The 26,641-nt window shown below is 42.1% G+C and carries 16 protein-coding genes, 1 tRNA gene and 1 pseudogene; 14 read left to right on the forward strand and 4 right to left on the reverse strand.

Annotation, left to right across the window (positions count from 1 at the left end; all coding sequences use genetic code 11):
- The first annotated feature begins 71 nt into the window (after positions 1-71).
- Positions 72-971: a neutral zinc metallopeptidase gene (locus tag H3V12_RS01175; RefSeq protein ID WP_198212205.1), complete on the forward strand. Its 900-nt coding sequence runs from the start codon at positions 72-74 to the stop codon at positions 969-971.
- A gap of 411 nt (positions 972-1,382) precedes the next feature.
- Positions 1,383-2,672 carry a TCR/Tet family MFS transporter gene (locus H3V12_RS01180; RefSeq protein ID WP_198212207.1) on the forward strand — a complete coding sequence of 430 codons (1,290 nt, stop codon included), beginning with the start codon at positions 1,383-1,385 and terminating at the stop codon, positions 2,670-2,672.
- Positions 2,673-3,187: 515 nt separating this feature from the next.
- On the opposite strand, the gene carA is transcribed toward H3V12_RS01180, so the two are convergent.
- A complete protein-coding gene (gene carA / locus H3V12_RS01185) occupies positions 3,188-4,384 on the reverse strand; it encodes a glutamine-hydrolyzing carbamoyl-phosphate synthase small subunit (RefSeq protein ID WP_198212214.1) in 1,197 nt (398 codons plus the stop codon).
- A gap of 259 nt (positions 4,385-4,643) precedes the next feature.
- Between carA and H3V12_RS01190 the strand changes: the two genes are divergently transcribed.
- A complete protein-coding gene (locus H3V12_RS01190) occupies positions 4,644-5,096 on the forward strand; it encodes a GatB/YqeY domain-containing protein (protein ID WP_198212216.1) in 453 nt (150 codons plus the stop codon).
- 203 nt (positions 5,097-5,299) lie between these two features.
- Here the strand turns inward: H3V12_RS01190 and H3V12_RS01195 are convergent, their stop codons facing one another.
- On the reverse strand, positions 5,300-5,551 hold the full coding sequence (locus tag H3V12_RS01195; protein ID WP_075868829.1) for a GlsB/YeaQ/YmgE family stress response membrane protein: 252 nt from the start codon (positions 5,549-5,551) through the stop codon (positions 5,300-5,302).
- 414 nt (positions 5,552-5,965) lie between these two features.
- On the opposite strand from H3V12_RS01195, the gene dnaG reads away from it, so the two are divergent.
- The 4 genes and pseudogenes from dnaG to H3V12_RS01215 form a co-directional block, all read left to right on the forward strand.
- Complete coding sequence (gene dnaG, locus H3V12_RS01200; RefSeq protein ID WP_198212218.1) at positions 5,966-7,897, forward strand: DNA primase; 1,932 nt, start codon at positions 5,966-5,968, stop codon at positions 7,895-7,897.
- Between the two features lie 414 nt (positions 7,898-8,311).
- The gene (gene rpoD / locus H3V12_RS01205) at positions 8,312-10,336 is read left to right on the forward strand and encodes an RNA polymerase sigma factor RpoD (protein ID WP_075868825.1); all 2,025 of its coding nucleotides are present in this window, start codon (positions 8,312-8,314) and stop codon (positions 10,334-10,336) included.
- Positions 10,337-10,404: 68 nt separating this feature from the next.
- A complete protein-coding gene (locus H3V12_RS01210) occupies positions 10,405-10,695 on the forward strand; it encodes an HlyU family transcriptional regulator (RefSeq protein ID WP_198212220.1) in 291 nt (96 codons plus the stop codon).
- A gap of 114 nt (positions 10,696-10,809) precedes the next feature.
- Positions 10,810-11,256: pseudogene (locus H3V12_RS01215) on the forward strand (YcgN family cysteine cluster protein); the annotation flags it as partial.
- 502 nt (positions 11,257-11,758) lie between these two features.
- Here H3V12_RS01215 and H3V12_RS01220 read toward each other — a convergent pair.
- Positions 11,759-12,493, reverse strand: coding sequence for an SIMPL domain-containing protein (locus H3V12_RS01220; protein WP_198212224.1), 735 nt, complete (start codon positions 12,491-12,493; stop codon positions 11,759-11,761).
- A gap of 158 nt (positions 12,494-12,651) precedes the next feature.
- Here H3V12_RS01220 and H3V12_RS01225 point away from each other — a divergent pair.
- The 7 genes from H3V12_RS01225 (at position 12,652) to H3V12_RS01255 (ending at position 25,355) form a co-directional block, all read left to right on the forward strand.
- Positions 12,652-12,728, forward strand: a tRNA-Ile gene (locus H3V12_RS01225).
- Positions 12,729-13,602: 874 nt separating this feature from the next.
- Positions 13,603-14,721, forward strand: a complete 1,119-nt coding sequence (locus H3V12_RS01230; RefSeq protein ID WP_198212226.1) for an acyltransferase — start codon at positions 13,603-13,605, stop codon at positions 14,719-14,721.
- 790 nt (positions 14,722-15,511) lie between these two features.
- Positions 15,512-18,781 (forward strand): helicase-related protein, encoded by a 3,270-nt coding sequence (locus H3V12_RS01235; RefSeq protein WP_198212228.1) that lies wholly within the window; start codon positions 15,512-15,514, stop codon positions 18,779-18,781.
- The gene (locus tag H3V12_RS01240; protein ID WP_198212230.1) at positions 18,778-19,467 is read left to right on the forward strand and encodes a DUF4391 domain-containing protein; all 690 of its coding nucleotides are present in this window, start codon (positions 18,778-18,780) and stop codon (positions 19,465-19,467) included. The genes H3V12_RS01235 and H3V12_RS01240 overlap by 4 nt, the downstream gene beginning before the upstream one ends.
- Positions 19,460-21,322 carry a site-specific DNA-methyltransferase gene (locus tag H3V12_RS01245; protein ID WP_198212232.1) on the forward strand — a complete coding sequence of 621 codons (1,863 nt, stop codon included), beginning with the start codon at positions 19,460-19,462 and terminating at the stop codon, positions 21,320-21,322. Before H3V12_RS01240 ends, H3V12_RS01245 begins: the two co-directional genes overlap by 8 nt.
- A gap of 11 nt (positions 21,323-21,333) precedes the next feature.
- Positions 21,334-24,354 (forward strand): DEAD/DEAH box helicase family protein, encoded by a 3,021-nt coding sequence (locus H3V12_RS01250; RefSeq protein ID WP_198212234.1) that lies wholly within the window; start codon positions 21,334-21,336, stop codon positions 24,352-24,354.
- An 803-nt stretch (positions 24,355-25,157) separates the two neighbouring features.
- Positions 25,158-25,355 (forward strand): hypothetical protein, encoded by a 198-nt coding sequence (locus H3V12_RS01255; RefSeq protein WP_075868817.1) that lies wholly within the window; start codon positions 25,158-25,160, stop codon positions 25,353-25,355.
- 613 nt (positions 25,356-25,968) lie between these two features.
- Here H3V12_RS01255 and H3V12_RS01260 read toward each other — a convergent pair.
- Positions 25,969-26,601, reverse strand: a complete 633-nt coding sequence (locus H3V12_RS01260) for a YrbL family protein (protein ID WP_198212236.1) — start codon at positions 26,599-26,601, stop codon at positions 25,969-25,971.
- Between the last annotated feature and the right edge of the window lie 40 nt (positions 26,602-26,641).

Here is a 26,641-nt window from a genome sequence, read left to right on the forward strand (position 1 = left end):
GGGGGAGCCTTCTCTTCTTGGAGGAAGAAGTTATATGCTCTTTAATGAAATAAGCACTGGGAGAGAGGCTTATGCGGTGGGAAGGTGGAAGGCAGAGCGACAATATCGAAGATCGTCGCGGCGAAAAAACGAACGGTGCAAGTTCCGTTTTTCGAACAGGTTTGAGCGGCATCGGTTTTGCCTTGTTGTCGCGTGGCGGTTTCACGGGAATTCTCATTCTTGTTGTTATTTTTCTGGGGCTCAGCTTCTTCGGCTATAGTCCGACACGTTTTCTATTCGGCGATGGAGCGCTGGTGAATGAACATAGAGCGCCATTTGGCGCAGCAAAAGCTCCGCTTCAAACCAATGACCGGCGTAGCCTTTTTATTGCAACGGTTCTTGCCGAAACAGAAGATACGTGGGGCGAGATTTTCTCCCGCCACAATGCCAAATATAAGCTACCGATCCTTGTGCGTTTTACCGGCGCTATCGATTCTCCATGCGGGCTTGCAAGTACAGCCGTTGGCCCTTTCTATTGTCCTGCCGATCAAAAGCTTTATCTTGATGACGAATTTTTCGACAAATTGGCGACCCATTTTAAAGCACCGGGAGAATTTGCCCAAGCCTATGTCATTGCCCATGAAGTCGGCCATCACGTACAAAATTTGACCGGTGTTCTCGACCGGATGAATAAGAGAAGGGCAAGCGCCGATACGTCGACTGCCAATGCACTTTCGGTAAAAATCGAATTGCAGGCCGATTGTTATGCCGGCGTGTGGGCGCATTCAACCGAGGATGACGGACTATTGGAAGAAGGTGATATCGGCTATGCATTGAATGCAGCGGCAAAAATCGGTGATGATACATTACAAAAACGGACGCACGGATATGTCGTGCCTGATAGTTTCACTCATGGAACTTCTGCACAACGCGTCAATGCTTTCAAAACCGGCTATCAACTGGGAAAAATGGAATCATGTGACGGATTTTAAAAAATCCACGTTTGAGAGATTTCGTGAAGTTGAAAGACTTTCTATTCAGTATTTTTGCGCTATCTCCTAGACGTGGTCGTCATCATCCGGTTTTCGCATGTGCGCTCAAGGGTATCTCGTGTCTTTCATAAAGTGACCGGCACAAATCACGGGGTGATGAAAATAGCAAGCAACCATCTTCATCCGAAGAAGGCTTTGAAAAATTTTGGTGTGCACGCCGGTTTTGCTTGTTGGCAAACATGACCGTTTAAAAACAAAACTATTCCGGCAAATTTTGCCGGTTCAAGCATTTGAAAAGTCTTGATCTTTTGAGAAATAGTATAGAGAGCCTCATTGAGGTGCGTTTTTTCCCTTTTCTATTTTTACCAATAGTCCTATTAGCAATTTCTTGTAAAAGCATGGAAATTCGTCATGTCGCAAAGTCTCGATGCAAAATTTGTTCACAAGGGACTTGTTCTGGTCTTCATCACGCTGTTACTGGATATTATCGGCATTGCGATCATCGTGCCGGTTATGCCGGAATATTTAAGCCAATTGACCGGCGACAGTATCAGCCGGGCTTCGGTTGATGGCGGCATTCTGCTGATGGTCTATTCGACCATGCAGTTTCTGTTTGCCCCCTTTATCGGCAATCTTTCCGACCGTTTCGGACGCCGACCAATTTTATTGTTATCCATTATCACCTTCGCGATTGATAATTTTATTTGCGCTATTGCGTGGAACTATTCCATGCTTTTTATCGGCAGAATTCTTGCCGGTGTCAGCGGCGCCAGTTTTTCCACCTGTTCAGCCTATCTTGCCGATATTTCCGACGATAACACGAGAACACGCAATTTCGGACTTATCGGTATTGCCTTTGGCGTCGGCTTCTTTTTAGGGCCATTGATCGGTGGCGTTTTGGGCGAAATCGGCCCCCGTATGCCGTTTTATTTTTCAGCAGGACTTTCGCTCGTCAATTTTGTTTTTGCCATGTATATGCTGCCGGAAACTCTGCCAATGTCACTGCGCCGCCCCTTCGAGATCAGAAGGGCAAATCCGGTAGGCGCTTTGCTGGAATTGCGCCATTATCCCACTGTGCTTTGGGTGGCACTTGCCTTCTTCCTCTATTGGCTTGCCGAGGCGGTTTGGCCGTCAACTTTGGCTTTTATGGCGAAAGAACGTTATGGCTGGAGTGAATTTTCTATCGGTTTCGCCTATGGCGTTTTTGGCATCGGCCAGTGCATCATAATGGGATTGCTCTTGCCTTATATGACAAGGCATTTAAGCAACTGGAAAATCTCGATGATCGGGCTTATCTTCGCGCTCGTCGGCATGGTCGGCTACACCTTCGCCTTTGAAGGCTATATGCTTTATGTCGTTTACCTTTTTACTATGCCGGAATATATCGCCCACGTGCCAATGCGCTCGATTGCTTCCTCCCAAGTTCCAGCCAATGCGCAAGGTGCCCTTCAAGGCGCTTTGACATCAATAACCTCGATTACGTCGATGATCGGGCCGGTATTCTATACGTCGGTTTTCAGCTATTTCACCAGTGACAGTGCGCCGTTCAAATTTGCCGGAGCCCCTTGTGCAACTGCATTTTTCGTGTTGCTTGCAACAACACTGGTTTTCGGCTTTTTTGTACGTGAAGATAAAAGCCCGCGTTTAACGACATATGAACTTGTGAGAGATCGCGATAACGAGAAAGCACAAGACAGGTAATTGCGTTAAAAACAACCTCGAAAATTCCAGAAACCGCTAGAAATATCGCAATCAATTTCCGGAAGTTTCAAAGGCTTTTATCTGCGATTGAAAAACGGCAATAGTCTTAATCTCTGGAAAAACTCGAAGCAAATCTCGACTTTTTTTAAAGGCGGAAACGTTTGTTGGAAATAGCGGGAGCGCCGGATTTTAAAAAATTAACACCCGTTAAACACGTAAAACACGGCAAAATGCGGAACGGAAAATGCACTGTGCTGCAATGGCATTTAATTGGAGCGCTTTAACGCTTCACAAGTTTTATTGTCCGAATTTAGTTCCCTTTTAACAGTATAGGGTTTTGAAGGTGACAATTGGAATGGGAAAGAACAGGGAGTGAACGCTGCTTTTTATGGCCTTTCCGTTAAAAACGGCAAAACAATATTACCGAAAACATTATTGAATACGAAAAAACCCGCTTTTTCAGCGGGGTTTCGATTATTTTAAATCTGTTGAAAAGCCAATCCGGAAGCGGTTGATTATGCCGCTTTCTTATGTTCGCGGATCATCTTTGCAAATTGCTGGAAGAGATAATGGCTATCTTGTGGTCCCGGCGAAGCCTCGGGGTGCTGTTGCACTGAAAAGACCGGCTTGCCGACAAGCCTGATACCACAGTTTGAACCGTCAAACAGCGAGATTTGCGTTTCTTCTACCCCTTCAGGAAGGGTTTTTGCGTCAACTGCAAAACCGTGGTTCATGGATACAATTTCCACCTTGCCGGTTTCTTTATCCTGTACCGGATGGTTGGCACCGTGATGCCCCTGATGCATTTTGACAGTTTTTGCACCCATTGCCAAAGCAAGCAATTGGTGACCAAGGCAAATGCCAAACATCGGAATGCCTGTTTCGACGAGTTTTTTAATCATCGGAACAGCATATTCGGCTGTTGCAGCAGGGTCACCCGGGCCATTCGACAGGAAAATACCATCAGGATTCAAAGCCAAAATTTCTTCCGCCGTGGTTTTTGCAGGAACGACGGTGACACGTGCTTCAAGTCCGGCAAGCAGGCGCAAAATATTGCGCTTTACGCCATAATCGACGGCAACAATGTGAATGTCTTTTGTCTTTTCATGACCATAGCCTTCATTCCATACCCATGGCGTTTCATCCCATTCGGATGATTGGCCTTCGGTTACATCCTTTGCAAGGTCAAGCCCGACCAAGCCGCTCCACTTGCGAGCGCGTTCTTTCAAAGCCTCGACATCAAAAACGCCGTTCTTGTCATGGGCAATCACTGCATTGGCAAGACCTTTTTCGCGAATAAGCGAGGTCAAGGCACGTGTATCAATGCCGCAAAGGCCAATGATGCCGCGCTGGGAAAGCCATTTGTCCAGACCTTCGGCCGCACGATAATTCGAAGGGTGGGTAATATCGGCTTTAAAAATCGCCCCCACAGCACCGCTGCGTTGAGCCGGTGTCAGGTCTTCGATATCTTCGGCATTGACGCCGACATTTCCAATATGCGGAAAAGTAAATGTTACAATCTGGTCGGTATAGGAAGGATCGGTGAGGATTTCCTCATATCCGGTCATAGCAGTATTGAAGCAGACTTCAGCTTCAATGGAACCTGTTCTACCCAAACCTTTACCTTCAATGACGGTTCCGTCTGCTAATACCAAAAGCGCAGTGGGTTTCGTGGTGCCCCAAGGTAAAGTCGTTTTTGCTGTATTAGTCATCGCTCACTCTCAATTAAACGTTGGTTTAAAACGGCGCGTTTATTGTTCGCACTAAAAAGCCGCAAGCAAATGGCATCTGCTGGGCGTTCGAGTTTTCCAATCTTCGGCTAAGGTTTGTGATATAGGAGCTTTGATCGGTAAGGTAAAGAGCAATGGAAGTCTTTTTCAAGGCTTTTTCCATTATTTTTAACGCACTCCATTGCATGAGTGACGGCGATTTTGTAGACCAAGACAAATTTCCACAGGAGTGAACAGAATTATGTTGCGTGATGACATTAACAATGCGTTGAAAACTGCTATGAAGGACCATGATAAAGCCCGGCTTTCAACCCTTCGTCTTATCAATGCAGCCGTCAAAGACCGCGATATTGCCAATCGAGGAGAAGGCAAACCCGCCGTTGACGACACCGAATTGCAATCCATTCTCGCTAAAATGATCAAACAGCGCGAGGAGTCGGTAAAGCTTTATAATGAAGGTGGACGGCCGGAGCTTGCAAAAGCCGAAAGTGATGAAATTGCTGTTATCCGCGAGTTTTTGCCGCGTCAGCTTGATGAAAACGAGGTTCAAAAGGCAATTAATGATGGTCTTGAAGCAACCGGTGCGGAAAGCTTGCGAGATATGGGCAAGGTCATGTCGTGGCTGAAAGATCGTTATAACGGACAGATGGACTTTGCAAAAGTTGGCAGCACTATTCGCGAAAAGCTGAAATAATTCCAGCACTTTCAAGCCGATTAAAAAATCAGCCGGAGTTTTCAAACTCGTTAAATAAAGCCATTTGAAAATGACTTGCAAAAGCACTTCCATAAAGGCACCTTTTTCGAAGGTGCCTTTTTTCATGTTTCTCCTAAAAATCCTGAAAGACCGGCAGAGAATAATCAGCCAGTCCCTGATCGGGTTTTAAACAAAATAAAATTTTACGAGCGTATCAACCGGCCAAGCCAGATCAGAATGCAGGCACCGATAAAGCCGGAAATCAGATATCCGAAACCACCGGCGAAAGTAACGCCGAAAAGACTGAATATAAAACTTGCGAGCGATGCGCCCACAATACCAAGAATGATATTCACAATAAGGCCGGTGTTGCTTTTCATAAATGTTTTTGCTGCCCAGCCAGCCAATCCGCCAATGATGATCGCGGCAATCCAACCTACACTTGCGTCATGCATAGATATCTCCTTCAATCGGAATGAATTTTAATGAAAAAGGTTAGGGCGCGCGTTTTCTTCTTCAAGTATCTTGAAGGTTTCTTCTTGTCTTAAAGCCCTTGTCGGCAAAAGTGCAGTGACAAATGGAAATATCAGCGAAGGGAATTTGAAAAACCAATTCGAGGTGGTTTTGGAAAGGTTAGGCTGATTTTATTTCTCTTTTGAAGTGGAAAGACGAGGCTGTCATATTTCTGGAGTGACCAGACCTAAACGATATAATGAAGCGGATATTTCCTAAAAATTCGGGCAATTTCCGTTCCTGCCGTTTGATCACATTTTAAAACAAATGCTTAACCGTCTTTTCAGTCGGGGTGTTGGATTCAACTGCAACAATGTTTAAGTTAATAGGACTGGAACCGGAGACGACAAGAAGTAATGCGTTTTTCACCCGATTTTCTTGACGAAATTCGTGCACGCCTGCCAATTTCAACAGTGGTTGGCCAGAGGGTGAATTTCGACCCGAAAAAAAGTAATGTTTCGCGTGGTGATTTCTGGGGGTGCTGCCCCTTCCATGGCGAAAAAACGCCGAGTTTCCATTGCGAAGACCGGAAAGGCCGTTACCATTGCTTCGGGTGTGGGGCAAGCGGAGATATATTCACTTTTGTGACCGAGATTGACGGTATCCAGTTTCCCGAAGCGGTCGAGCGTTTGGCAAATCAGGCGGGTGTCCGGATGCCTGCACGTGACAAGGATGCCGAGAGACAGGAAAAGATCAAAAAAGACCTTTATGATGTCATGAGCCTTGCAGCGAGTTTTTTTAAAAGCAAATTGTATGCGCAAGAAGGGGCTTTGGCGCGAAGCTACCTTGAGGGGCGGCAAATGCCGAAAGCAATGATTGACCGCTTCCATATCGGTTTTTCGCCGGATGCACGTGACGCCTTGAAGGACGCACTGATTGCCAAGGATATTTCATTAAAACAGATGGAAGATTGCGGGCTGGTTGTTGCAGCCGATGATGGCGCGGCACCTTATGACCGGTTCAGAAACCGCATCATGTTTCCGATTACTGATTTACGTGGGCGCATTGTTGCCTTTGGCGGGCGTGCAATGGACAAGAATGTGCGGGCAAAATATTTAAACAGTCCGGAAACAGTGCTCTTCCATAAAGGCAAAATGCTTTACAATGCCGCCACGGCCCGAAAGGCTGTACAGGCGAAAGCGCAAGAAAGTTCAAAATCTATCTATGTTGTTGAAGGTTATATGGATGTGATTGCCATGGCCAAAGCCGGTGTTGACACTGCTGTCGCTCCGCTTGGCACAGCTTTGACCGAAGACCAGATCGGGATTTTATGGCGCATGACACCTGATCCGGTCTTCTGTTTTGATGGTGACGAAGCGGGTGTTCATGCAGCTTTTCGGGCAGCCGAGCGCATTTTGCCGGTTTTGAAAGCGGGTGTTTCTGCGCGTTTTATTCTATTGCCCGGTGGCAAAGATCCCGATGATATTGTCAAAAACGGTGGGGCGGATAGTTTGAAAGTCGAACTGTCGAAATCCATTCCGCTTGCCGAACTTTTATGGCGTAAATACACTTTCGGCCAGCAATTCGAAACGCCGGAAGCACGCGCCGCTCTCGAGCGCGAAATCAAGTCGGTCATTTTTACAATCAAGGATGAAAGTTTACGGCATTATTATTTACAGGATCTACGCGACCGGCTGCGCAATCTGTTTCGTCCGGCTTTTTTCAAGAATAATGGCAAGAATTATCGTGGTAAGCGGAGTACGAACATAATTGGCGGTGGTCCGAGTGCCAGCCTTGCCAATTCCAATCTGGTCAAAAATTCGACAAGTTTCATTCCCTTGCGGGAAGCGGCCATTCTGATGACCTTGGCCTCCCATCCCGAGCTCTGGTATGAGGATTTTGAAACTTTGGCAAAGCTTGAGCTGCAAAATCCGGCACTTATCGGCCTTCATCGTGCTATGCTTGAAATAATGGGGGAATGGCAACCCGATGATGCCAATGCCATGATGAAGCTTTTGAAACAAAAGGGGCAGGAGCAAATCCTCAACCGGATTCATGATCTTTTAAAAAATCTTGGGTTCCGCTGTGCTTTTGCCGAAGCGCCGATTGAAGATGCAAGAGAAGCTTTAAAGCAGGCTGTGTACTTGCATCTGCGTGCGCATAACCTACATAAGAGGTTGCGTGACATTGAAGCCGAGCTTTTGGAAAAATCGGATAGCAGTATGTTCACCTTGTTGGGTGACGTAAAAGCAGAGCTCGAAAAGACCGAGGCCGTGGAGGCTTTGATAGATGGTTTCGGACGATGGAAAGAAGACGAATCAGAACCGGATGAGTCGGAAAAACAATAAATGATTCGCTTTTTTGTCGCGAATCAGCCACGAAAGCCCAGATATGCTATAACGAGCGAAAAATCAGGTTAAGGAAGACAGTGCGATTCTAAAAGCGGGTAACGTGTTTCTTAAATGTGAAACGGCGGTCGCACAAGAGCTATGGAACATTTAGGGACGATTAGTGTTGAAGAAAACTCAGGCAGGATTTGACATTATCTTAAAAAGAAATTCTCCTACATTAATCTTTTTTAAAAATCGGCTGCTCTAAGAAGCTTTAAGGATTGGTAACGGGACGCAGATATTGCGGGCGAATTCAGCCAGAAATGGCGGCTTGAAGAGTAGCCGGAAAATGGCTGTGGGTTAAGAATGAGTAGAAAGTTGCAAGACACAATTTTTCAAGTGTGCGATGTGACCGAGCGGAGTTAACACGGAATGGCAACAAAGGTAAAACAGACAGAAAATGCAGAGACCGAGCGCGAAGGTAGCGGCGATGGTCCTCTTTTGGATCTGTCCGATGATGTCGTAAAGAAAATGATCAAGGCTGCGAAGAAGCGCGGCTTTGTCACAATGGATGAATTGAATGCTGTTCTTCCGTCAGAAGAGGTGACTTCCGAACAGATTGAAGACACAATGGCCATGTTGTCGGATATGGGCATCAATGTTGTCGAGGATGACGAAGAAGCCGAAGCCGAAAATGCATCGGAAGAGGAAGAAACCTCTGAAGGCGGTGAGCTGGTGGAAGCCGGTGGTCGTGCTCTGGCAACGACATCAAAACGCGACCAGAATGATCGGACAGATGATCCGGTGCGCATGTATTTGCGTGAAATGGGCGCTGTCGAGCTGTTGTCGCGTGAAGGCGAAATCGCTATCGCCAAACGTATCGAGGCCGGTCGCGAGACGATGATTGCCGGCTTGTGTGAAAGCCCGCTTACATTCCAGGCTTTGATTATCTGGCGTGAAGAGCTCAACGAACAGCGAATTCTTTTGCGCGAGATTATCGATCTTGAAACCACCTATGCCGGCCCGGAAGCAAAACAGGCACCTGTCATCGAGCATATCGAGGATTTGAAGCCGAAGGAAGAAGCGCCGCGCCGTGTTGTCCACGATGATGACGACATTACCGATGTTGGTGGCGAGACGGTCGAACCGGAAGAAGACGACGAGGATGATGACGAAAACAATCTTTCGCTCGCCGCAATGGAAAACGAACTTCGTCCGCAAGTTATGGAGACATTGGACTTCATCGCGGATACTTACGCAAAATTGCGTAAATTGCAGGATCAGCATGTTGAAAGCAGTCTGGCTGACCATGATGAAGGTGCACTCACTCCGGCGCAAAAGAAAAAATATAAGCAGCTCAAGGATGATCTGGTCAAGGCTGTTAAATCATTGTCGCTCAACCAGAACCGTATCGAGGCGCTGGTCGAACAACTCTATGACATTAATAAACGTCTGGTAAAAAGCGAAGGCAAGTTGAAACGTCTTGCCGATTCCTATGGCGTTGGTCACGAGGAATTCCTGAAACAGTATCAGGGTCGCGAAATGGACTCCGACTGGATCAATTACATTTCCACATTGCCTGCCCATGGCTGGAAGGAATTTGCTACACGTGAGGCAAAATCCATTCAGGATTTGCGCAGCGAAATACAGATGTTGGCACAGGAAACTGCTATTTCCATTGGTGAATTCCGCCGTATTGTCAATCAGGTCCAGAAGGGTGAACGGGAAGCTGCCATTGCCAAGAAGGAAATGGTTGAAGCCAATCTGCGTCTGGTTATTTCCATTGCCAAGAAATACACCAATCGCGGTTTGCAATTCCTTGATCTTATTCAGGAAGGCAATATTGGTTTGATGAAAGCGGTCGACAAATTCGAATATCGCCGTGGTTACAAGTTTTCTACTTATGCAACATGGTGGATCCGTCAAGCGATTACCCGTTCGATTGCCGATCAGGCACGCACTATCCGTATTCCGGTTCATATGATCGAGACCATCAATAAAATTGTTCGCACCTCGCGCCAGATGTTGCATGAAATTGGCCGCGAGCCGACACCGGAAGAATTGTCGGAAAAACTTGCAATGCCGCTTGAAAAAGTGCGCAAGGTACTGAAAATTGCCAAGGAACCGATTTCTCTTGAAACACCGGTTGGCGATGAAGAAGATTCACATTTGGGCGATTTTATCGAAGACAAGAATGCGCTATTGCCGATTGACGCTGCTATTCAGGCGAATTTGCGCGATACGACGACCCGTGTTCTTGCCTCTCTCACCCCTCGTGAAGAACGCGTATTGCGTATGCGTTTCGGTATTGGCATGAATACCGATCATACGCTGGAAGAGGTCGGCCAACAGTTTTCGGTTACTCGCGAACGTATCCGCCAGATCGAAGCAAAAGCATTGCGCAAGCTCAAACATCCGAGCCGTTCGCGCAAGTTGAGAAGTTTTCTTGATTCTTGATTATTGTTAAAGAGGCACAGAGCCCGAATGGTTCTGTGCCTTTTCATTTTACTGTTCGGGATAAATCAATGTCATTTTTGCAAAAGCTTTTTGGTAAATCTTCGCCGAAGTCCGATGAAAAAGCAGAAATCGACGGCGGACAAACCGAATATAAAGGCTTTATTATTTCGGCAACGCCTTACAAAAATGAAGGCCAGTTACAAAGTTGCGGCGTTATTTCAAAAATCATCGATGGTGAGAAAAAAGAATACCGGTTTATCCGTGCCGACCGTTTTACCAATCTTGATGATGCCGTTGCCATGATCCATATCAAAGGCCGCCAGATTATCGACGAGCAGGGCGAGCGAATTTTTAAATAATAAATCCGCTTTGTGTTTCATAAATTGGCATGGATCTTACGGCGGTTTAGCAATCCATCTAACCGGTTCCGGTTTATCATGCTGTCAACTTCCGGAAAAACCGGCTGAAAGGATAAAGCTCCTTTTTATAAAACAAAAACATTGGACGAGATGACACCCGAAGAATGGGAAAGTCTTTGCGATGGTTGCGGGCTGTGCTGTTTGCAAAAGCTCGAGGATGAAGATAACGGCGAAATTTACGTGACCGCTGTTGCCTGCCAGTTGCTCGATGCCAACACCTGCCAATGTAGCGATTATCAAAATAGAAAATCGCTTGTTCCCGATTGCCTTTATCTTGATTTCGAAATGGTGCGCTCGGTGCGCTGGTTGCCGAAAACTTGCGCCTATAAGCTGGTTGATGAAGGGAAAGATTTACCGTCCTGGCATCACCTTGTTTCGCACGACAAGGACAGCGTGCATAAAGCCCATATTTCCGCCCGTGATAAGATTCTCGTTCATGAAGACGACCTTAACTTTGAAGAAGATTATCTTGATTATATCATTGGTTCCATTAATGGCTGACTGATCAAAGTTGAAAAGTTGAGGGTGGCTAATTTTTCAACTGCCTGTCAAGATAGGTCGATTTGAAGAGCCGTATCTATCTCAAAAAAGAGCATAACCTCCGAAAATCACAAAGACCTTCGGAGGCTGAAGTGAGGATTTGTTGAAGGCGTAATGTACTCATGGGAATTTTCACGCAGAAAGCCCGACTGGTTCCTGTTTCTGCGTTAAAGAAGCGCGTAAGGTAATAAATCAAGCGTTGTACAACGCCTGAAATTTTTAATTTCTAAAACTCTTCAAAGTTTATTTCCAACAAACTGCCGTTCATCTTTATGGCGTACCCCATGCGTTAAGCGTGGCCCCCATCCGGTAAGACCTACAACGTTTATGGTCACGCCAAAACTTAAAACTTTTAACGGTGAAGCCCCGCCACAGATTGCCCCCTATGGCCGTTTTTCTGGCTTCCGGAAAAATGCCATGCCGGAAGATAAATAGTAAAGAACAGCGCCGGAAGCGGCTCCAATTATTGTTCGATAGCAAATGTCATTGTCACATTGACCTTATAATCAAGTTCGCCGGAAGAAAAATTCGTTTCGTTCCGATATGCTGTGGCACTAGCCGCCATAAGACGTGGCATCATCATATTGCCTCCGTTGTCTTCAGCAATGGTAATGACATTTCCAAGTTTTACATTCGCGCTTTCAGCCAATGTTTTTGCCTTGGCTATGGCCTCTGCCACAGCTTTTTTCCTTGCATTCGTAAGGTAAGGTTTTGTATCGGCATTTGTAAACGTAATGCCGTTTACAGAATTCACGCCCAACTTCATCGCTTCATCAAAAATCTTTCCGGCCTTGTTTATATCGCGCACACGCACGTTCAAACTATTGGAAACACGGTAAAGAGGCATATTTGCCTTTTTGGTTTTTTCGTTTTCCCCGATACGGTAAATGGAAAGCCCCGAAGTCATGAGATCAGCATTTTCTATGCCCTCTTTCTTTAAAGCATCAAGAACCTTGTTCATCGTTCCATTATTGGCATTCATCGCAGAATCTGCAGTTTCCCCTTCAGTCTCGACGGCAAGATTGATAATCGCAATATCGGGTTTTGCCTGTTCGCCTCCTGTTGCCTGAACGACAATCACAGGTTCTGTTTTGTTCATTTTGATAGATTCCGCATGAAGCGTGAACGGCAAGGCAACACATAAAAGGCCGGCAAGCATTGCGGCAGTTTTTGTATAATGAAAATAAAATTTTGTCATTGTCGTCCAAGCCTCGTTTTCAATCATTTGTTATCATTTAAATAGAGTTTTAGACGCGCGATAAAAGCTTGAAGCGCTAAATTTTTCAAAAAGGTGAATAAGTTGGCACGGGGGCACTTGTGTTGACAAAATTTTTAGGTTATTGCGGGGCTTCCGTGGGGCCTGTAGCTCAATTGGTTAGAGCCGGCGGCTCATAACCGCTTGGTTGGGGGTTCGAGTCCCTCCGGGCCCACCACCTTTTTCAGTTTTATTGGCTTTGTTACCACTCTGATTATCTGATTTTTATCATTCTGATGCATATATTAGCTATCGCATTTGCGGTGTTCTCAAGAAGAGATTCGATAGGGGGCGCAGGTTTGAGACGAGCAGCAGTAGCGTGTTTTTTAGCTTTGCGAGATGTTACGAGATAACTCGATTGGATTTTTACCCCAACTAGTACTCAATCTACTAATTAATTCACGCTCTTTTATTCTCGCCGCGCTGTTGCTGTGATATCGTCGTTAATCGGTTAGCTCCCGCTTTTAGAGTGAGACGTCGAAAAATAAGAAATCATGAAGTTAAATAATTTGAAGGACAGCAATAGAATTTAATTATTTTATTAGTGCTTTTGAAGCCAACATTTTTATTATAAACTTACGATGTAATTTTTTTCTTTTAATAATTCTAATGTAAAGAAACGAAATATATGTCTTAAATTTTTACGTTTTAAGAGAAAATTATATAGGGTAATTCAATATTTTAATTTAAGAATTCATAATATATATTTTTATTATGAATAATATGTATAAAATACATAATATTAAAGAAACTAATTATTTAACACGTTTATGATTACGATTGGTTCCTCATAAAATCAATTGAGTGATATAGTTTTTCGTTCACAGGCCACACAATAGATCATCAAGCAAATGTTACCGGACACCACGTCATGGGGAGTTGGAATAGGACCAAGCACATCTAAAGGGAATGGACTTTTTGGTATTGGATTTTTCTGATGCGAATGCTAATGAGTTTCCGATTTATGTCGTCTTATACGTTAGTTACGTTTGATATATTTTCATAGCTGTATAACTGGATGATAACCGTTAGAGCGGGTTAGGTGCTTTAGGATGAGCTTAGAACAAGAGAGAGTAGGGCATAAAAACCATACGTATTATTTCGATAATATAGATATACTAAGAGGCTTCGCAGCAATATCTGTAATGGTTTATCATTGCATCGCTCATTTTAATTGGACTACCTTTCCAACCAGTTGGCCTCTATGTTGGTTTCATTATGGCTGGATGGGTGTCGATATATTCTTTGTTATTTCAGGATTTGTAATAACGTTATCTGCGTTCAATAAGTTAGACAAAAATGACCCTCAACCATTTTTTATTTCATTCATGAAACGACGGCTGTTGAGAATTGTACCTCTGCACTATTTGACGATGTTGGTCTTTGTCGTTTTCGTGACGCCAGCCCTTCTTTTTGAAGATTTTCGGAACAACCTAATCACGCATATGTTGTTTATACATAATCTATTTTTAAAATATCAGGGATCAATCAATGGTTCCAATTGGTCATTGGGAGCGGAAATGCAATTCTATGTAGTTATTGCTATAACTGCAAGATGGTTGTCAAAAATAGAGTGGTGGAAGATATTAGTAATTGTATTAACTATTAGTTTTATCTGGAGATGTGGAGTCGTATATTTTATTAGTCTTGATCAAGATATGGGTACTTACAAGATGTTTGTTGCTGCAACTCAATTGCCGGGAATGTTGGATGAATTTGGTGTAGGTATTTTGTTGGCGAGATTGATCAAAACTGATATTGGACAAAATTTAATATCAGGACGCAAAAATTACGTAGTAATTTTTTTCCTATCTAGTTGCGCATTAATTTTTGTAACACTTCAAATATATTTGAGACATGGATCCTATTGGGACTATCCTTTAATTGTTATATTTTTCAGGACATTACTTGCTGTAACGGTAGGAATTATTCTTTTGTTTTTGTGTTCTTTAAAAATAAGACCGATAATAAGAAAAGTTTTGTTGCCATTCTATTATCTTGGAACAATATCTTATGGAATCTACTTGTGGCATCTACCAGTGATAATGTCTGTAAAGCGGATAGAGTGGTTACCTAAGGAAACTGCTTTTTTTACAGTCGTTACAATTACATTGGTATTTGCGAGCGGCTCCTGGTACTTTTATGAAAGGCATTTCCTACGAAGGCGGTGAAATTCTGAATATCTATCGCAATAACGGTATTTTGCTTTCGGCTGAAACATATGGTTGTAATTATTGGTTGGCAATAGCTTGCCGGTAGCCTGCGTTTTGTCGTGACACAAGTGGAAAGCAAATTGTAACACACGACCTCAAATCATCGGGTTGCGTGCCAATTATAATGAAGCATGAACAGATCGCTGATAAAACAATGTGAGGGCGATTTTACCGGTAGGCATGTCTAAAAAACTGCCGGAAGATATAAACCACCAAGCCCCGTTTTTATTCGTAGTATGAGATATATCGGCTAAGAGGTAATTATACCACATAAGGCTGGGCACATATTAGGTGCGGTTTTCGCATATGAGCGAATGAGAACGCATAAACACGTTTTATGAATGCAATTACACATCTGATAGCCTGGGCATGTTAATATGGAAAAAAGTGCTAATCATGACTTGATGTTCTCAAATTCATCTCGGCATAAATCGGCGAGGTGGACTTTGCATCATACGTAATTCGTTGCGATAACGTTTCTCTACTCAATTATTATTCCAAAAAATTATCTCTTATATCTGTTGATTTTTATAAATTTTGGGAAAGCGAATAGAGATTCTACTTACAGTTGTTTTTGCGTTTAATTATTAGAGAGTGATTGCATATGAAGATAAATAAAATGAAAATGTTTTCTTGATTTGCAGCAGAAACAAAATACAATTCTAGGTGGTTTATATCGTAATTTCCCACGCTGATTTAGAGATAACGGTTCTTAACTTATTGCACAGCACATTGAAGAAATATTCTAATGAAAACAATTAACAATATAGATCAACGTCTTGGAGATGATCTTAAAGAGCAAATCAAGCCAGGTGCAAAGCTGAGAATAGCAGCCCCCTGCTTTTCCATTTATGCTTTTGAGGCTTTAAAAAAAGAACTCGAACAAATAGAATGGTTAGAGTTCATCTTCACTTCCCCAACCTTTTTGCCGGACAAAGTTACAGATAAAATCAAAAAAGAATATCGCGAATTTCAAATTCCTAAATCGGAAAGAGAACGTTCTTTTTACGGAAGTGAATTTGAAATACGTTTAAAAAATCAGTTAACTCAACGTGCCATTGCAAAAGAATGCGCCGAATGGATTCGGCGTAAGGCGAAATTCAGCTCGAATTGTAGTGGTAAACCAATGCAAAAATTTGGGTGTATCTCCAATGGTTCGGAACATCGTCTTTATCAACAAATCGAAGGATTTACTGCAGTTGATCTTGGTTATCAGAAAGGCGATGCTGTTTCCAATATAATTACTAGAGTAGATGATTCAGAAACGACGCGTACATTTCTTGATCTGTTCGATAATATATGGAATAACCATCAACAAGTAGAAGATGTGACTTCCTACCTTTGTGAACACATAAGCTCGGTTTACTCCGAAAATTCTCCAGCTCATATTTATTATCTCATTCTCTATAATATTTTCTCCGAATTTCTTGAGGATATAAGTGAGGATGTACTACCTAACGACCGGACCGGTTATAAAGATAGTGTCATCTGGAACAAGCTATACAACTTCCAAAAAGATGCCGTTTCGGGAATTATTAATAAGCTTGAAACTTATAACGGATGCATTTTGGCTGACAGCGTCGGTTTGGGTAAAACCTTTTCAGCTTTGGCTGTGATCAAATATTACGAGTTACGCAATCGTAATGTCATGGTTCTTTGCCCAAAGAAACTGGCTGATAATTGGTTGAACTATAGAGGCAATCTTAAGACGAATAGTCTGGTCAAAGACCGTTTAAATTATGACGTTTTTTGCCACACTGATCTTTTGCGCACTAGCGGTGATTCATTCGGCATGCCTCTCAACCGCGTTAACTGGAGTAATTATGATCTGTTGGTCATTGATGAATCGCATAATTTTCGCAACAATGATGCCTACAAAGAGACAGAAACACGCTATAGCAAATTGATGAACGAAGTTATCCGGAAAGGAGTAAAAACTAAAGTTTTGATGCTTTCGGCAACGCCTGTAAATAACCGATTTAATGATTTACGTAATCAACTAGCGCTCGCTTATGAAGGGCAATCATCACTGCTTAGCGATAAGCTTGGACTGGGGACCACCATTGAAGAAGTTTTTCGGCGCGCTCAGGCAGCTTTCAATGAATGGTCAAAACGACCATCCGAACAACGTACGGCAGCGTCGATTCTAAACACGTTAGATTTCGATTTTTTCAAGGTGTTGGATAGTGTTACTATTGCTCGTTCCCGCAAACATATACAGACTTTTTATGACACAAGCGAGATTGGTACTTTTCCGGAACGACTGAAACCTATTTCTATTCAGTGTCCTCTGACGACCAGATCCGATGTAATTGATCTGAATGAAATCTTCAAAAAGCTGACAACTTTGAAACTCGCTTTCTATGCTCCGGTTAATTACATTATGGCTAGCCGTGTAGAAAAATACCGACTCCGTTATGATCAAGAAGTGAAGGGTGGCAAGAGCACCTTCCGTCAAGCCGACCGAGAGAAAAGTTTGCAGGCGTTGATGACGATCAATCTTTTAAAACGACTGGAAAGTTCAGTAGAGGCGTTTCGTATAACTCTATCGCATCTTGCAACGAATTACGAAGCAACACTTAAAAAAATAGATAAATACAATAAAACCGGCAAAGATAGCGACTTTATTGACCATTCCGGAAGCGATGATTTTGAAATTGATGACGACGATATCTCAGAATCGAGTGATTTTGAAATTGGTGGCACCGTTAAAGTGAACCTGGCTGATATGGATCTGGTAAGTTGGCAACGTGATTTAACGACAGATTTGTCAATCATCAATAAACTCTTGGTGGAAATGAAAAAAATTACGCCAGAATACGATGCGAAATTGCAATCTCTTAAACAACAAATTCGAAATAAGATTGCAAATCCCTTAAACCCGGGTAATCGCAAGATATTGCTTTTTACAGCTTTTGCTGACACAGCCGACTATCTTTATGAGCATTTGTCATCTGTATTGTTGGAAAAATATGGAATCCATAGCGGTAAAGTGACAGGGGCAGCAGAACCGAAAACAACCATCGGTAAAAGCCTTGATTTTCAAAGTGTTTTGACGCTTTTTTCGCCGATTTCAAAAGAAAAATCGGTTATTCTGCCGGAAGAGACTGCCGAAATTGACCTGCTTATTGGCACAGATTGCATTTCTGAAGGTCAAAACCTTCAAGACTGTGACATGGTCATCAATTACGATATCCATTGGAACCCCGTACGCATTATCCAGCGTTTTGGGCGCATTGACCGAATTGGCTCACGTAATAAGGTGATCCAGCTTGTCAATTATTGGCCGGATATAACGCTAGACGAATATATCAACCTGCGAGAACGTGTCGAAAATCGCATGATCATCACCGATATCACCGCAACCGGTGACGATAATGTGTTGAGCGCAAAACCTAACGATATTTCTTATCGAAAAGAACAATTGCGCCGCTTGCAGGAAGAAGTCGTTGATCTTGAAGACTTGAAGACGGGTGTTTCAATCACCGATTTGGGCCTGAATGAATTTCGTATGGATTTGTTAAACGACATCCGCGATAATGGCGACCTTGCCAATATTCCGACCGGTATGCATGCGGTAGTCCCGGCTGACGAAAAGAAGGGACTTTATCCAGGTGTCATTTTTACGCTACGTAATCGTAATCAGGGTGTCAATATCAACCACCAAAACCGTCTGCATCCCTACTATTTAGTTTACATGAAACAAGATGGCACGGTACTCATAGATCATATGCAACCGAAGAAAATTCTTGATCTGCTGCGTACGTCATGCAAGCCGCATTCTCAAGCATTGCCAGAAGTTTATAAAGGTTTCAATGCTGAAACAAATGATGGTCGCAACATGAAAGCCTATTCGGAGCTACTAGATAAGGCGATACACTCAATTATAAGTATAAAAGAAAAAAATGATATCGATAGTCTTTTTGAAGGCGAGCATACCACGGCTTTATTAGATGGCATATCCGGACTAGATGATTTCGAGCTTATCGCATTTTTGGTCGTAAGGAACGCCTCATGAATGAGGTGCTGTTTGCATTTCCTCACCAAGCGGCTGTTGGCCATCTTGTTCCAAAAGCAAGAATACTTGAACACAGTCAAGTGCGAACAAAAACGCGCAGATTATTAATCGACGAAATAGAGCGGATTAAATGGGCTTATAAATTGGCACCTGAAACGTTACTTTTGTCATCAACCGATCAAATAACCGAAATCCAGATTTTTGAAATTCTTTTGAAAAAACGGAGCATTTCTATTGATCTATTACGTGCAATTGATAATGCTATTCCTTTTCCTATCTTCTTTGAACTTTATTTTGGTGACGAGGTAAAACTTGTGGCAATACCTAAGCGTCGCAATGAAGCAGACCACGCCAAATGGGTTTGTGGTGAAATGCTGGATGGCAGGTGGCTGTCAATCAATCAAGAACGCGAGCCTTTACCTGTCGCTCTGGATATGCAAAATCTTTATGAATCTATGCTGCGCCAGCTTTTGCCTCTGCCGCAACGGCGGGGAGAGACCTTGAAGGACCAGCTTGAAAGATGGGCTTTAATTGGTAAAAAGACGAAAGAAATTGCGAGATTGGAGTCGCGGCTAAATCATGAGAAGCAGTTCAATCGTAAAGTTGAAATTAACGAGGAACTGAAACGACAACGGGCTGTGTTGCTGCTTTTGCACAATGACGGAAAGATGGAAGACAATGGATAAAATGAAAATGCATTCGCCGGATTTGAGCCAACAAAACGTTGAAAAACTCAAAGAGCTTTTTCCTAATTGTGTAACAGAATCAAAAGATGAAAATGGAAAACTTATAAGTTCCATTGATTTTGATTTGTTAAAGCAAGAACTGTCCGACCATGTTGTGGAAGACCCACAAGAACGTTATCGAATTGATTGGCCAGGAAAGCATAAGGCGATGTTTATTGCCAATGCACCAATTGCTAACACATTGCGCCCAGCACGCGAAGAAAGCGTCGATTTTGACAACACCAAAAACCTGTTTATTGAGGGCGATAATCTTGCTGCGCTAAAACTCTTACAAGAAACTTACCTTAATAAGGTCAAGATGATCTATATAGACCCCCCTTATAATACCGGTAAGGATTTTATCTTTAAAGACGACTATGCTGAAGATTTAGCAACTTATCTCGAACGTTCGAACCAAGTTGATAACGAAGGAAATCGACTGGTAGCTAATGCGGAAACCAATGGTCGTTTCCATTCAGATTGGCTCAGTATGATGTACCCACGTTTGAAACTCGCTCGCAATCTCCTACGTGACGATGGTGTGATATTTATATCAATAGATGATAATGAACAGGCAAATCTCAAGCGTCTTTGTGATGAAGTGTTTGGAGAAAAGAATTTTTTAGGTTGTTTTATTTGGAAACGCAGATCTTCTTCCGCATTAGAGAATTATAATTTCTCGTCTGATCATGACTATGTATTAACATACCAAAAAGGAAAATTTAAAGGATTTTTAGGTCTGAAAAAGGATTATAATAATTATAGTAATCCAGATAATGACGAACGTGGGCCTTGGACTTTGGGCGATTTAACTGTTGGTATGACAGCCGCAATGCGACCTAATCAAGCATATGATATTGTAGATCCTAAAACAGGCATCACATATTCTTTTAATCCAAATAGAGTTTGGGCGTATTATCCTCCATCAATGAAAAAATTAATTGATGAGAATCGAGTTTATTTTCCAAAAGACGATAAAAAAAGACCTATGCTTAAGCGTTTTAAAAACGAATTGAGAAATGATCACAATCCAATTCCGTCTATTTTGATAGAATATGTCGGGCTCAATAGTGAAGGTACAAGAAAAATACAAGAATTATTTAATTTTAATGTTTTTGATTATACAAAACCAATATCTTTAATAGAATTTTTAGCTAAACAGTGTCTGTGTCAAAACGATACCATCCTTGATTTCTTTACTGGTTCCGGTACCACTGCTCATGCGGTCATGAATTTGAACGCACATGATGACGGCAAGAGGCAGTGTATTTCGATTCAATTACCAGAATTAACTGACGAAAAGAAGGAAGCCTATAAAGCTGGTTACACAAATATTGCAGAAATCTCGAAAGAACGTATTCGCCGTGCAGGTAAAAAAATTAAAGAAGAAAATCTTGATGCGGATATTGATATTGGTTTTCGTGTATTAAAAGTTGATACCTCTAATATGGAAGATGTTTACTATCTCCCAGATGACACTGAGCAAGCTGATCTTCTTACTAGAGTCAATAACATAAAGCCCGACAGAACGGCTGAGGATTTGTTATTTCAAGTACTTCTGGATTGGGGGGTGGATCTAACGCTGCCTATTGTGAAACGAGAGATTTCCGGTAAAACCGTCTATTTTGTTGATGAAAATGCATTGGTCGCCTGTTTCGATGAAGGTATCGACGAAACATTCATTCATGAAGTGGCAGAGATCAAACCTTTACGTGTTGTCTTTCGTGATAGTGGTTTTACTTCTGATGCAGTCAAAATAAATGTTACTCAAATTTTCAAGCTTATGTCGCCGGATACTGACATTCGCACTATTTGACGGGAACTGTGATGAAGATCAAGTTTAAAAAACAAACTTATCAGCTAGACGCTGTCAAGGCCGTCACGGATTGTTTTGCTGGACAACCTTTCGACACTGGTTTGAAATATCGAGTTGATCCAGGCAAAGATGTCAATAAGCTAGGTCAAAAACTTGCTGATATTGAAGTTGTCGGTTTCAAAAATAATGATTTGCTCCTCGATGAAAGTACCCTTCTTGATAATATTAAAAGAGTACAAATGAGACAAAATCTCACGCCATCACTAAAAGTCGTTCGCGACAAGATTGCATCTGTTAATCTTGATATCGAGATGGAAACAGGAACTGGCAAAACTTATTGTTATATTCGCACCATGTTTGAAATGAACAAACGTTTTGGTTGGACAAAGTTCATTATCGTAGTGCCAAGTATTGCCATTCGCGAAGGCGTTTATCAATCGTTCGACTTGATGGCAGAGCATTTCTTAATGGACTATGGCAAAAAGGCCAGAGTTTTTATCTATAATTCCAAAAATTTGTCTCAATTAGAAAATTTTTCATCTGACGCAGGCATTAACGTCATGATCATCAATGTGCAAGCTTTCAATGCCAGAGGAAAAGATGCACGACGCATACGTATGGAACTCGACGAATTTCAATCCCGTGTACCAATTGACGTTATTAGTGCTAACCGGCCGATCCTAATTCTTGATGAACCGCAGAAGATGGAAGGCGCAAAAACACTCGATTCACTCGCTGATTTTCGTCCTTTAACGGTCTTGCGCTACTCTGCGACCCATAAAATAGAACATAATAAAATTTACCGGCTTGATGCACTCGATGCCTACCAGAAAAAACTAGTCAAGAAAATTGCTGTGCGCGCCATTTCAATCAAAAACTTGAGCGGGACCAATGCTTATCTCTATTTACAGAACATACCAATTTCAAAAAGCGCACCTCAGGCTCTTATCGAGTTTGAGGTAAAACAAGCTTCCCAAATCAAACGTATAACACGAAAATTCAAGAAAAGTGACGACCTCTTTTCGCTTTCTAACGAGCTGGATCAATATAAGGGGTTTGTAATTGCCGATATAGATGCGATAACCAACAAGGTGAGCTTCATAAATGGCATAGAGATAGAAGTGGGCGAAGCGATTGGCGATGTTAATGAAACGGCTTTGAGACGCATCCAGATACGTGAAGCAATTGACGCGCATTTTGCCCGCGAAGAAGAGAATTTCAAACGGGGTATCAAGACATTGTCGCTCTTCTTTATCGATGACGTTTCCAAATATCGGTATTATGACGAAAATGGCCCTCAAAAAGGCGAATATGCAAGAATTTTTGAAGAAGAATATCAGAAGCAACTTGATAACAAAGATTTGTTCAGGGATCGTAGTTATCAGGCCTATTTGAAGGATATTAAGGTCGAACGCACACATAATGGCTATTTTTCAATTGATAAAAAGACCAAGCATGAGGTTAATCCTGAAGTAAAAAGAAAAGATGTTGAATCCGACGATGTCGATGCTTATGATCTGATTTTGAAAGACAAAAAACGGCTTTTGTCGTTTAAGGAGCCAACACGTTTTATCTTTTCGCACTCCGCCCTTAGAGAGGGGTGGGATAACCCGAATATTTTTACAATTTGCGCGTTAAAACACAGCGATAATACTACCTCGCGCAGGCAAGAAGTTGGCCGTGGCTTACGTCTATGCGTCAACAAAAATGGAGATCGTGTTGATGATAGGTCCATTGTTCACGACGTTAATGTGCTGACTGTTGTTGCCAGTGAAAGCTATGAACAGTTTGTTAAGGGCTTGCAGACTGATATAACAGACAGTTTGTCGGACCGCCCGAGAAAAGCGGACGAAAACTATTTTACGGGCAAGATATTGCATCTGGAAGCTGGCGATCTTACCATTACTAAAAAAATGGCGCACCAGATTTATCGTTATCTTGTGAAAAATGATTATGTAGATGACGATGATAACATCACACCAATTTATCATAAGGCTGTAGAAAGCGGAACTTTGGCCGATTTTCCATCAGAATTGGCGGAAAATCGCGAAGAAATAATCAAACTGGTTAACAGTATCTTTGATCCTAATGCATTGAATATCACAAGCAATGATCGAAAAAGCAAAACCAATCCGTTAAACGACAATTTTACAAAGAAAGAATTTCAGGCCTTGTGGGCCCAAATTAACCACAAAGCAGTTTATACGGTTAATTTTAAAACAGAAGAATTGGTAGAGAAAGCGATAAATACTCTTAATGCAAAGTTGAATGTCACTTCCTTGAAATATAATATTGTTACTGGTTATCAACGTGACGATGCTAGTTATGAAGATTTGCAAAAAGGTGAAGCTTTTAAAGTCTCCGGGAATAAAACGGAAAAAGAAAAGTCCTCTGGCTATTCAAGAGTAAAATATGATTTGATCGATAAACTTGTTCAAGCGACCGATCTAACACGTAAAACGATTGCATCAATCTTGCGCGGCATAAATAAAGATGTTTTTCATCAGTTTAAACTTAATCCCGAAGATTTCATCGCTAAGGGTGCTCAGTTAATCAATGAACAAAAAGCAACCATAATTGTTGAACATCTTACCTATGATCCGCTGAGCGAGACCTTTGCTACGGATATCTTTACCCAGAATAAAATTGATTTCGATTTTTCCAAAGCTTATAAGGCTGAACGGCATATTTATGATTACGTCTTTACCGATTCAAACAACGAACGCAAATTCGTCGAAAAACTCGATAAGGCCGATGAGGTGGTCGTTTATGCAAAACTGCCAAATGGTTTCCTTATTCCCACGCCTGTTGGCAACTATAATCCCGATTGGGCCATTGCCTTCAAGGAAGGGAAAGTAAAACACATTTATTTTGTAGCAGAAACGAAGGGGTCAATGTCATCATTGGAATTGCGTTCTGTTGAAAAAGCGAAGATTGATTGTGCCAAAAAGTTTTTCGCTAAAATCACTTCTAACAAAGTTAAATATGATGTAGTCGATAGCTATGAAAAGTTGATGGATGTCGTCCAATGAATTTATCTTTATCGGCTCAACGGTATCAATTTTTACGCTTTATTTGAAAGGATTAATTTCATAGGGAGCGTATATTTTATGTCGGAACTCAAAAATCTGAATTTGCAGATATTACAAGACTAAAGTTGACAGAGTACCCTGAAAATATTTAGTCCAATAAAGCTGCTGTTTTATATGAGATATAAGACAACAGAAGCCGTCACTAACCAAATACGATATTATTGTTACATGGAAATTATTTTTATGTTTAGGTGAAAAGTTAGATAATAGCGTTGCTTTGACGAAATTCCTCACAGGCCAATCATGTGAAGCAAACGGCATATTTTCCGCATCTTTTGAAAAACGTTTGATAATCATTAATGTAAAATACAAATTCTGCATCTGTTTTTTTCAGGATACTTTTTAAAAATTTCCATAGTCTAATATATGTGAAGTTCGTTTTTTCCGCGGAATTAGAAGTGGAGGGCGTACAAAGGCGATAACAGTCTATGGTTTTAGTTTGTTTGAATTGAAAGACTGTCTTCAGTGATTGAATGTGTTAGTCTATTAACTCGTTCTTTGGTTGTTCGAACACCAATGTCTTTGGTTAAGTGGTGTTTTTCCAACATAATGTAAATTGTCACGGACCAAAAAATTGGTTCTAAGCAGCCTAACAAACAGAACTGAGCTAACCTTTGACTGATCAAAACCCGTCTCTAAAACTCCGATTTTAAAAGCCGGTGACTCTCTTCAGATTTGAAGTTGAAATCCTTGACTCTGGTTCCTGATGGGAACATCACATTCGTGCAAAAGGAGTCAGAAAAGTGAATGAACTAAGACAAAAAGACTATCAACAAGACGAAATTGACCATCTGATTGCTGATTATAATGGTGATGTTAAAACCTTGATTTCAAGGCTTTTGGACGAGCGTCAAATGCTCATCCGCCAAGTTGAAGTTGCTGCCTGTGCCATGTCATTCGGTTACGGGCGCGGTTGGAAACCGAAAATTCCTGTAAAATGAGTCTTTAGTGTTCGCCCCTTTTTCCGTTGCGGTGCCTTTTATTTGAAGCCCGCAAATTCTATGCAAAATGTCGGGGTCAGTTTATTAAAAGAGCGTGGCGTCTATCATTAATAGGCTCGCGCTCTTTTTCGTTTCTCATGTTGAAAATCGGCATCAAGCGCGTTTCAAATCCGGATGAGACTGCTAAACATTGAAGTTGAAAATAAAGCTTCATTTCAAGTTTGTAATTGTCAGTTGTGGTTCTGCGGGAATTTCGGATTTTTAAGCTGTTTCTCTGCAATTGTCCCGAACGGTATTTTTATAAAAACTATCTGAAAAATCCCGAATTTTGTTGTCGAGGGCGGCATAACTGCTTTTGCCATGATGAAAAATAAACTGCGCCATTTTTGAAGGTTTGCAGAAAAATGGTACAAAAGTGCGGGTGAAAGAGGAAGACGCAGATAACAAACACGTTGGCGACAGGTGAGTTGGCAACGATCAAGTTTGCGGCAATTCCGTTTGCAACAAGCAGGTTTGGAAAAAGCAAGTTTGCAACAATCAAGTCGGAAACTAGCAAGCTGTTAACGCTTGAAGGGGATAAACCGTTATCGTTTTTTGACTGTTTGATGAAATATTATTTACCCAGAACTTCATTATAAAGATGAAGATCATTAAGCATTTTATGAAGACGTTTCATATTTTCTTTGTGGTTCAGTGAACGGATATAGGTTCTTAAGCGCAAGATATTTCTTTCTCCCAATCCGTCGATCATGACAAATTCATAATGGTCATCGCGCCATGACAGAACCAGATTATCGGCATGAAAGCTCGTGAGAACAACAGGCGAAGTTTCAGCCCAATCGCTTAGCGCTTTCAATTCGGGTACATAATGCTTGATGTCGGCGCCAATATCGTTGATGGTTCTGGCTGGCGAGCCGTCCTTATCTTTTTCGATTTCGCAAACCATGCCCCAGCCGAGATCGGTTCTTACGATGCCTAATGTCGTCAGCACATGCGGAGTCTTAAGATTGGTGTCGAAATTCAACCGCATGGTTTCGAGAAACTCGTAAATGTTATAGACATTCTCGCGTAGCTGTTTGAAGCGTTTTTTTAAAGCATTGTATCGTTCATATCGTTCAGCCCACCGATGACGCACAATTTTTACGATGAGATCGGGATTTTGAGGGTGCCGGAATATCACGCGGTGCCGACCGTTATCGAATAAAGGGGGTTTATCTTTTAGCTCTAGGATTCCCGAAATCGTCATTTTTTTCTTGGCTTTTGGTTGGTTAAACCTGTTTGCGAGT

The sequence above is a fragment of the Bartonella sp. W8167 genome, assembly GCF_016100335.1.
Classification (GTDB): Bacteria; Pseudomonadota; Alphaproteobacteria; order Rhizobiales; family Rhizobiaceae; genus Bartonella; species Bartonella apis.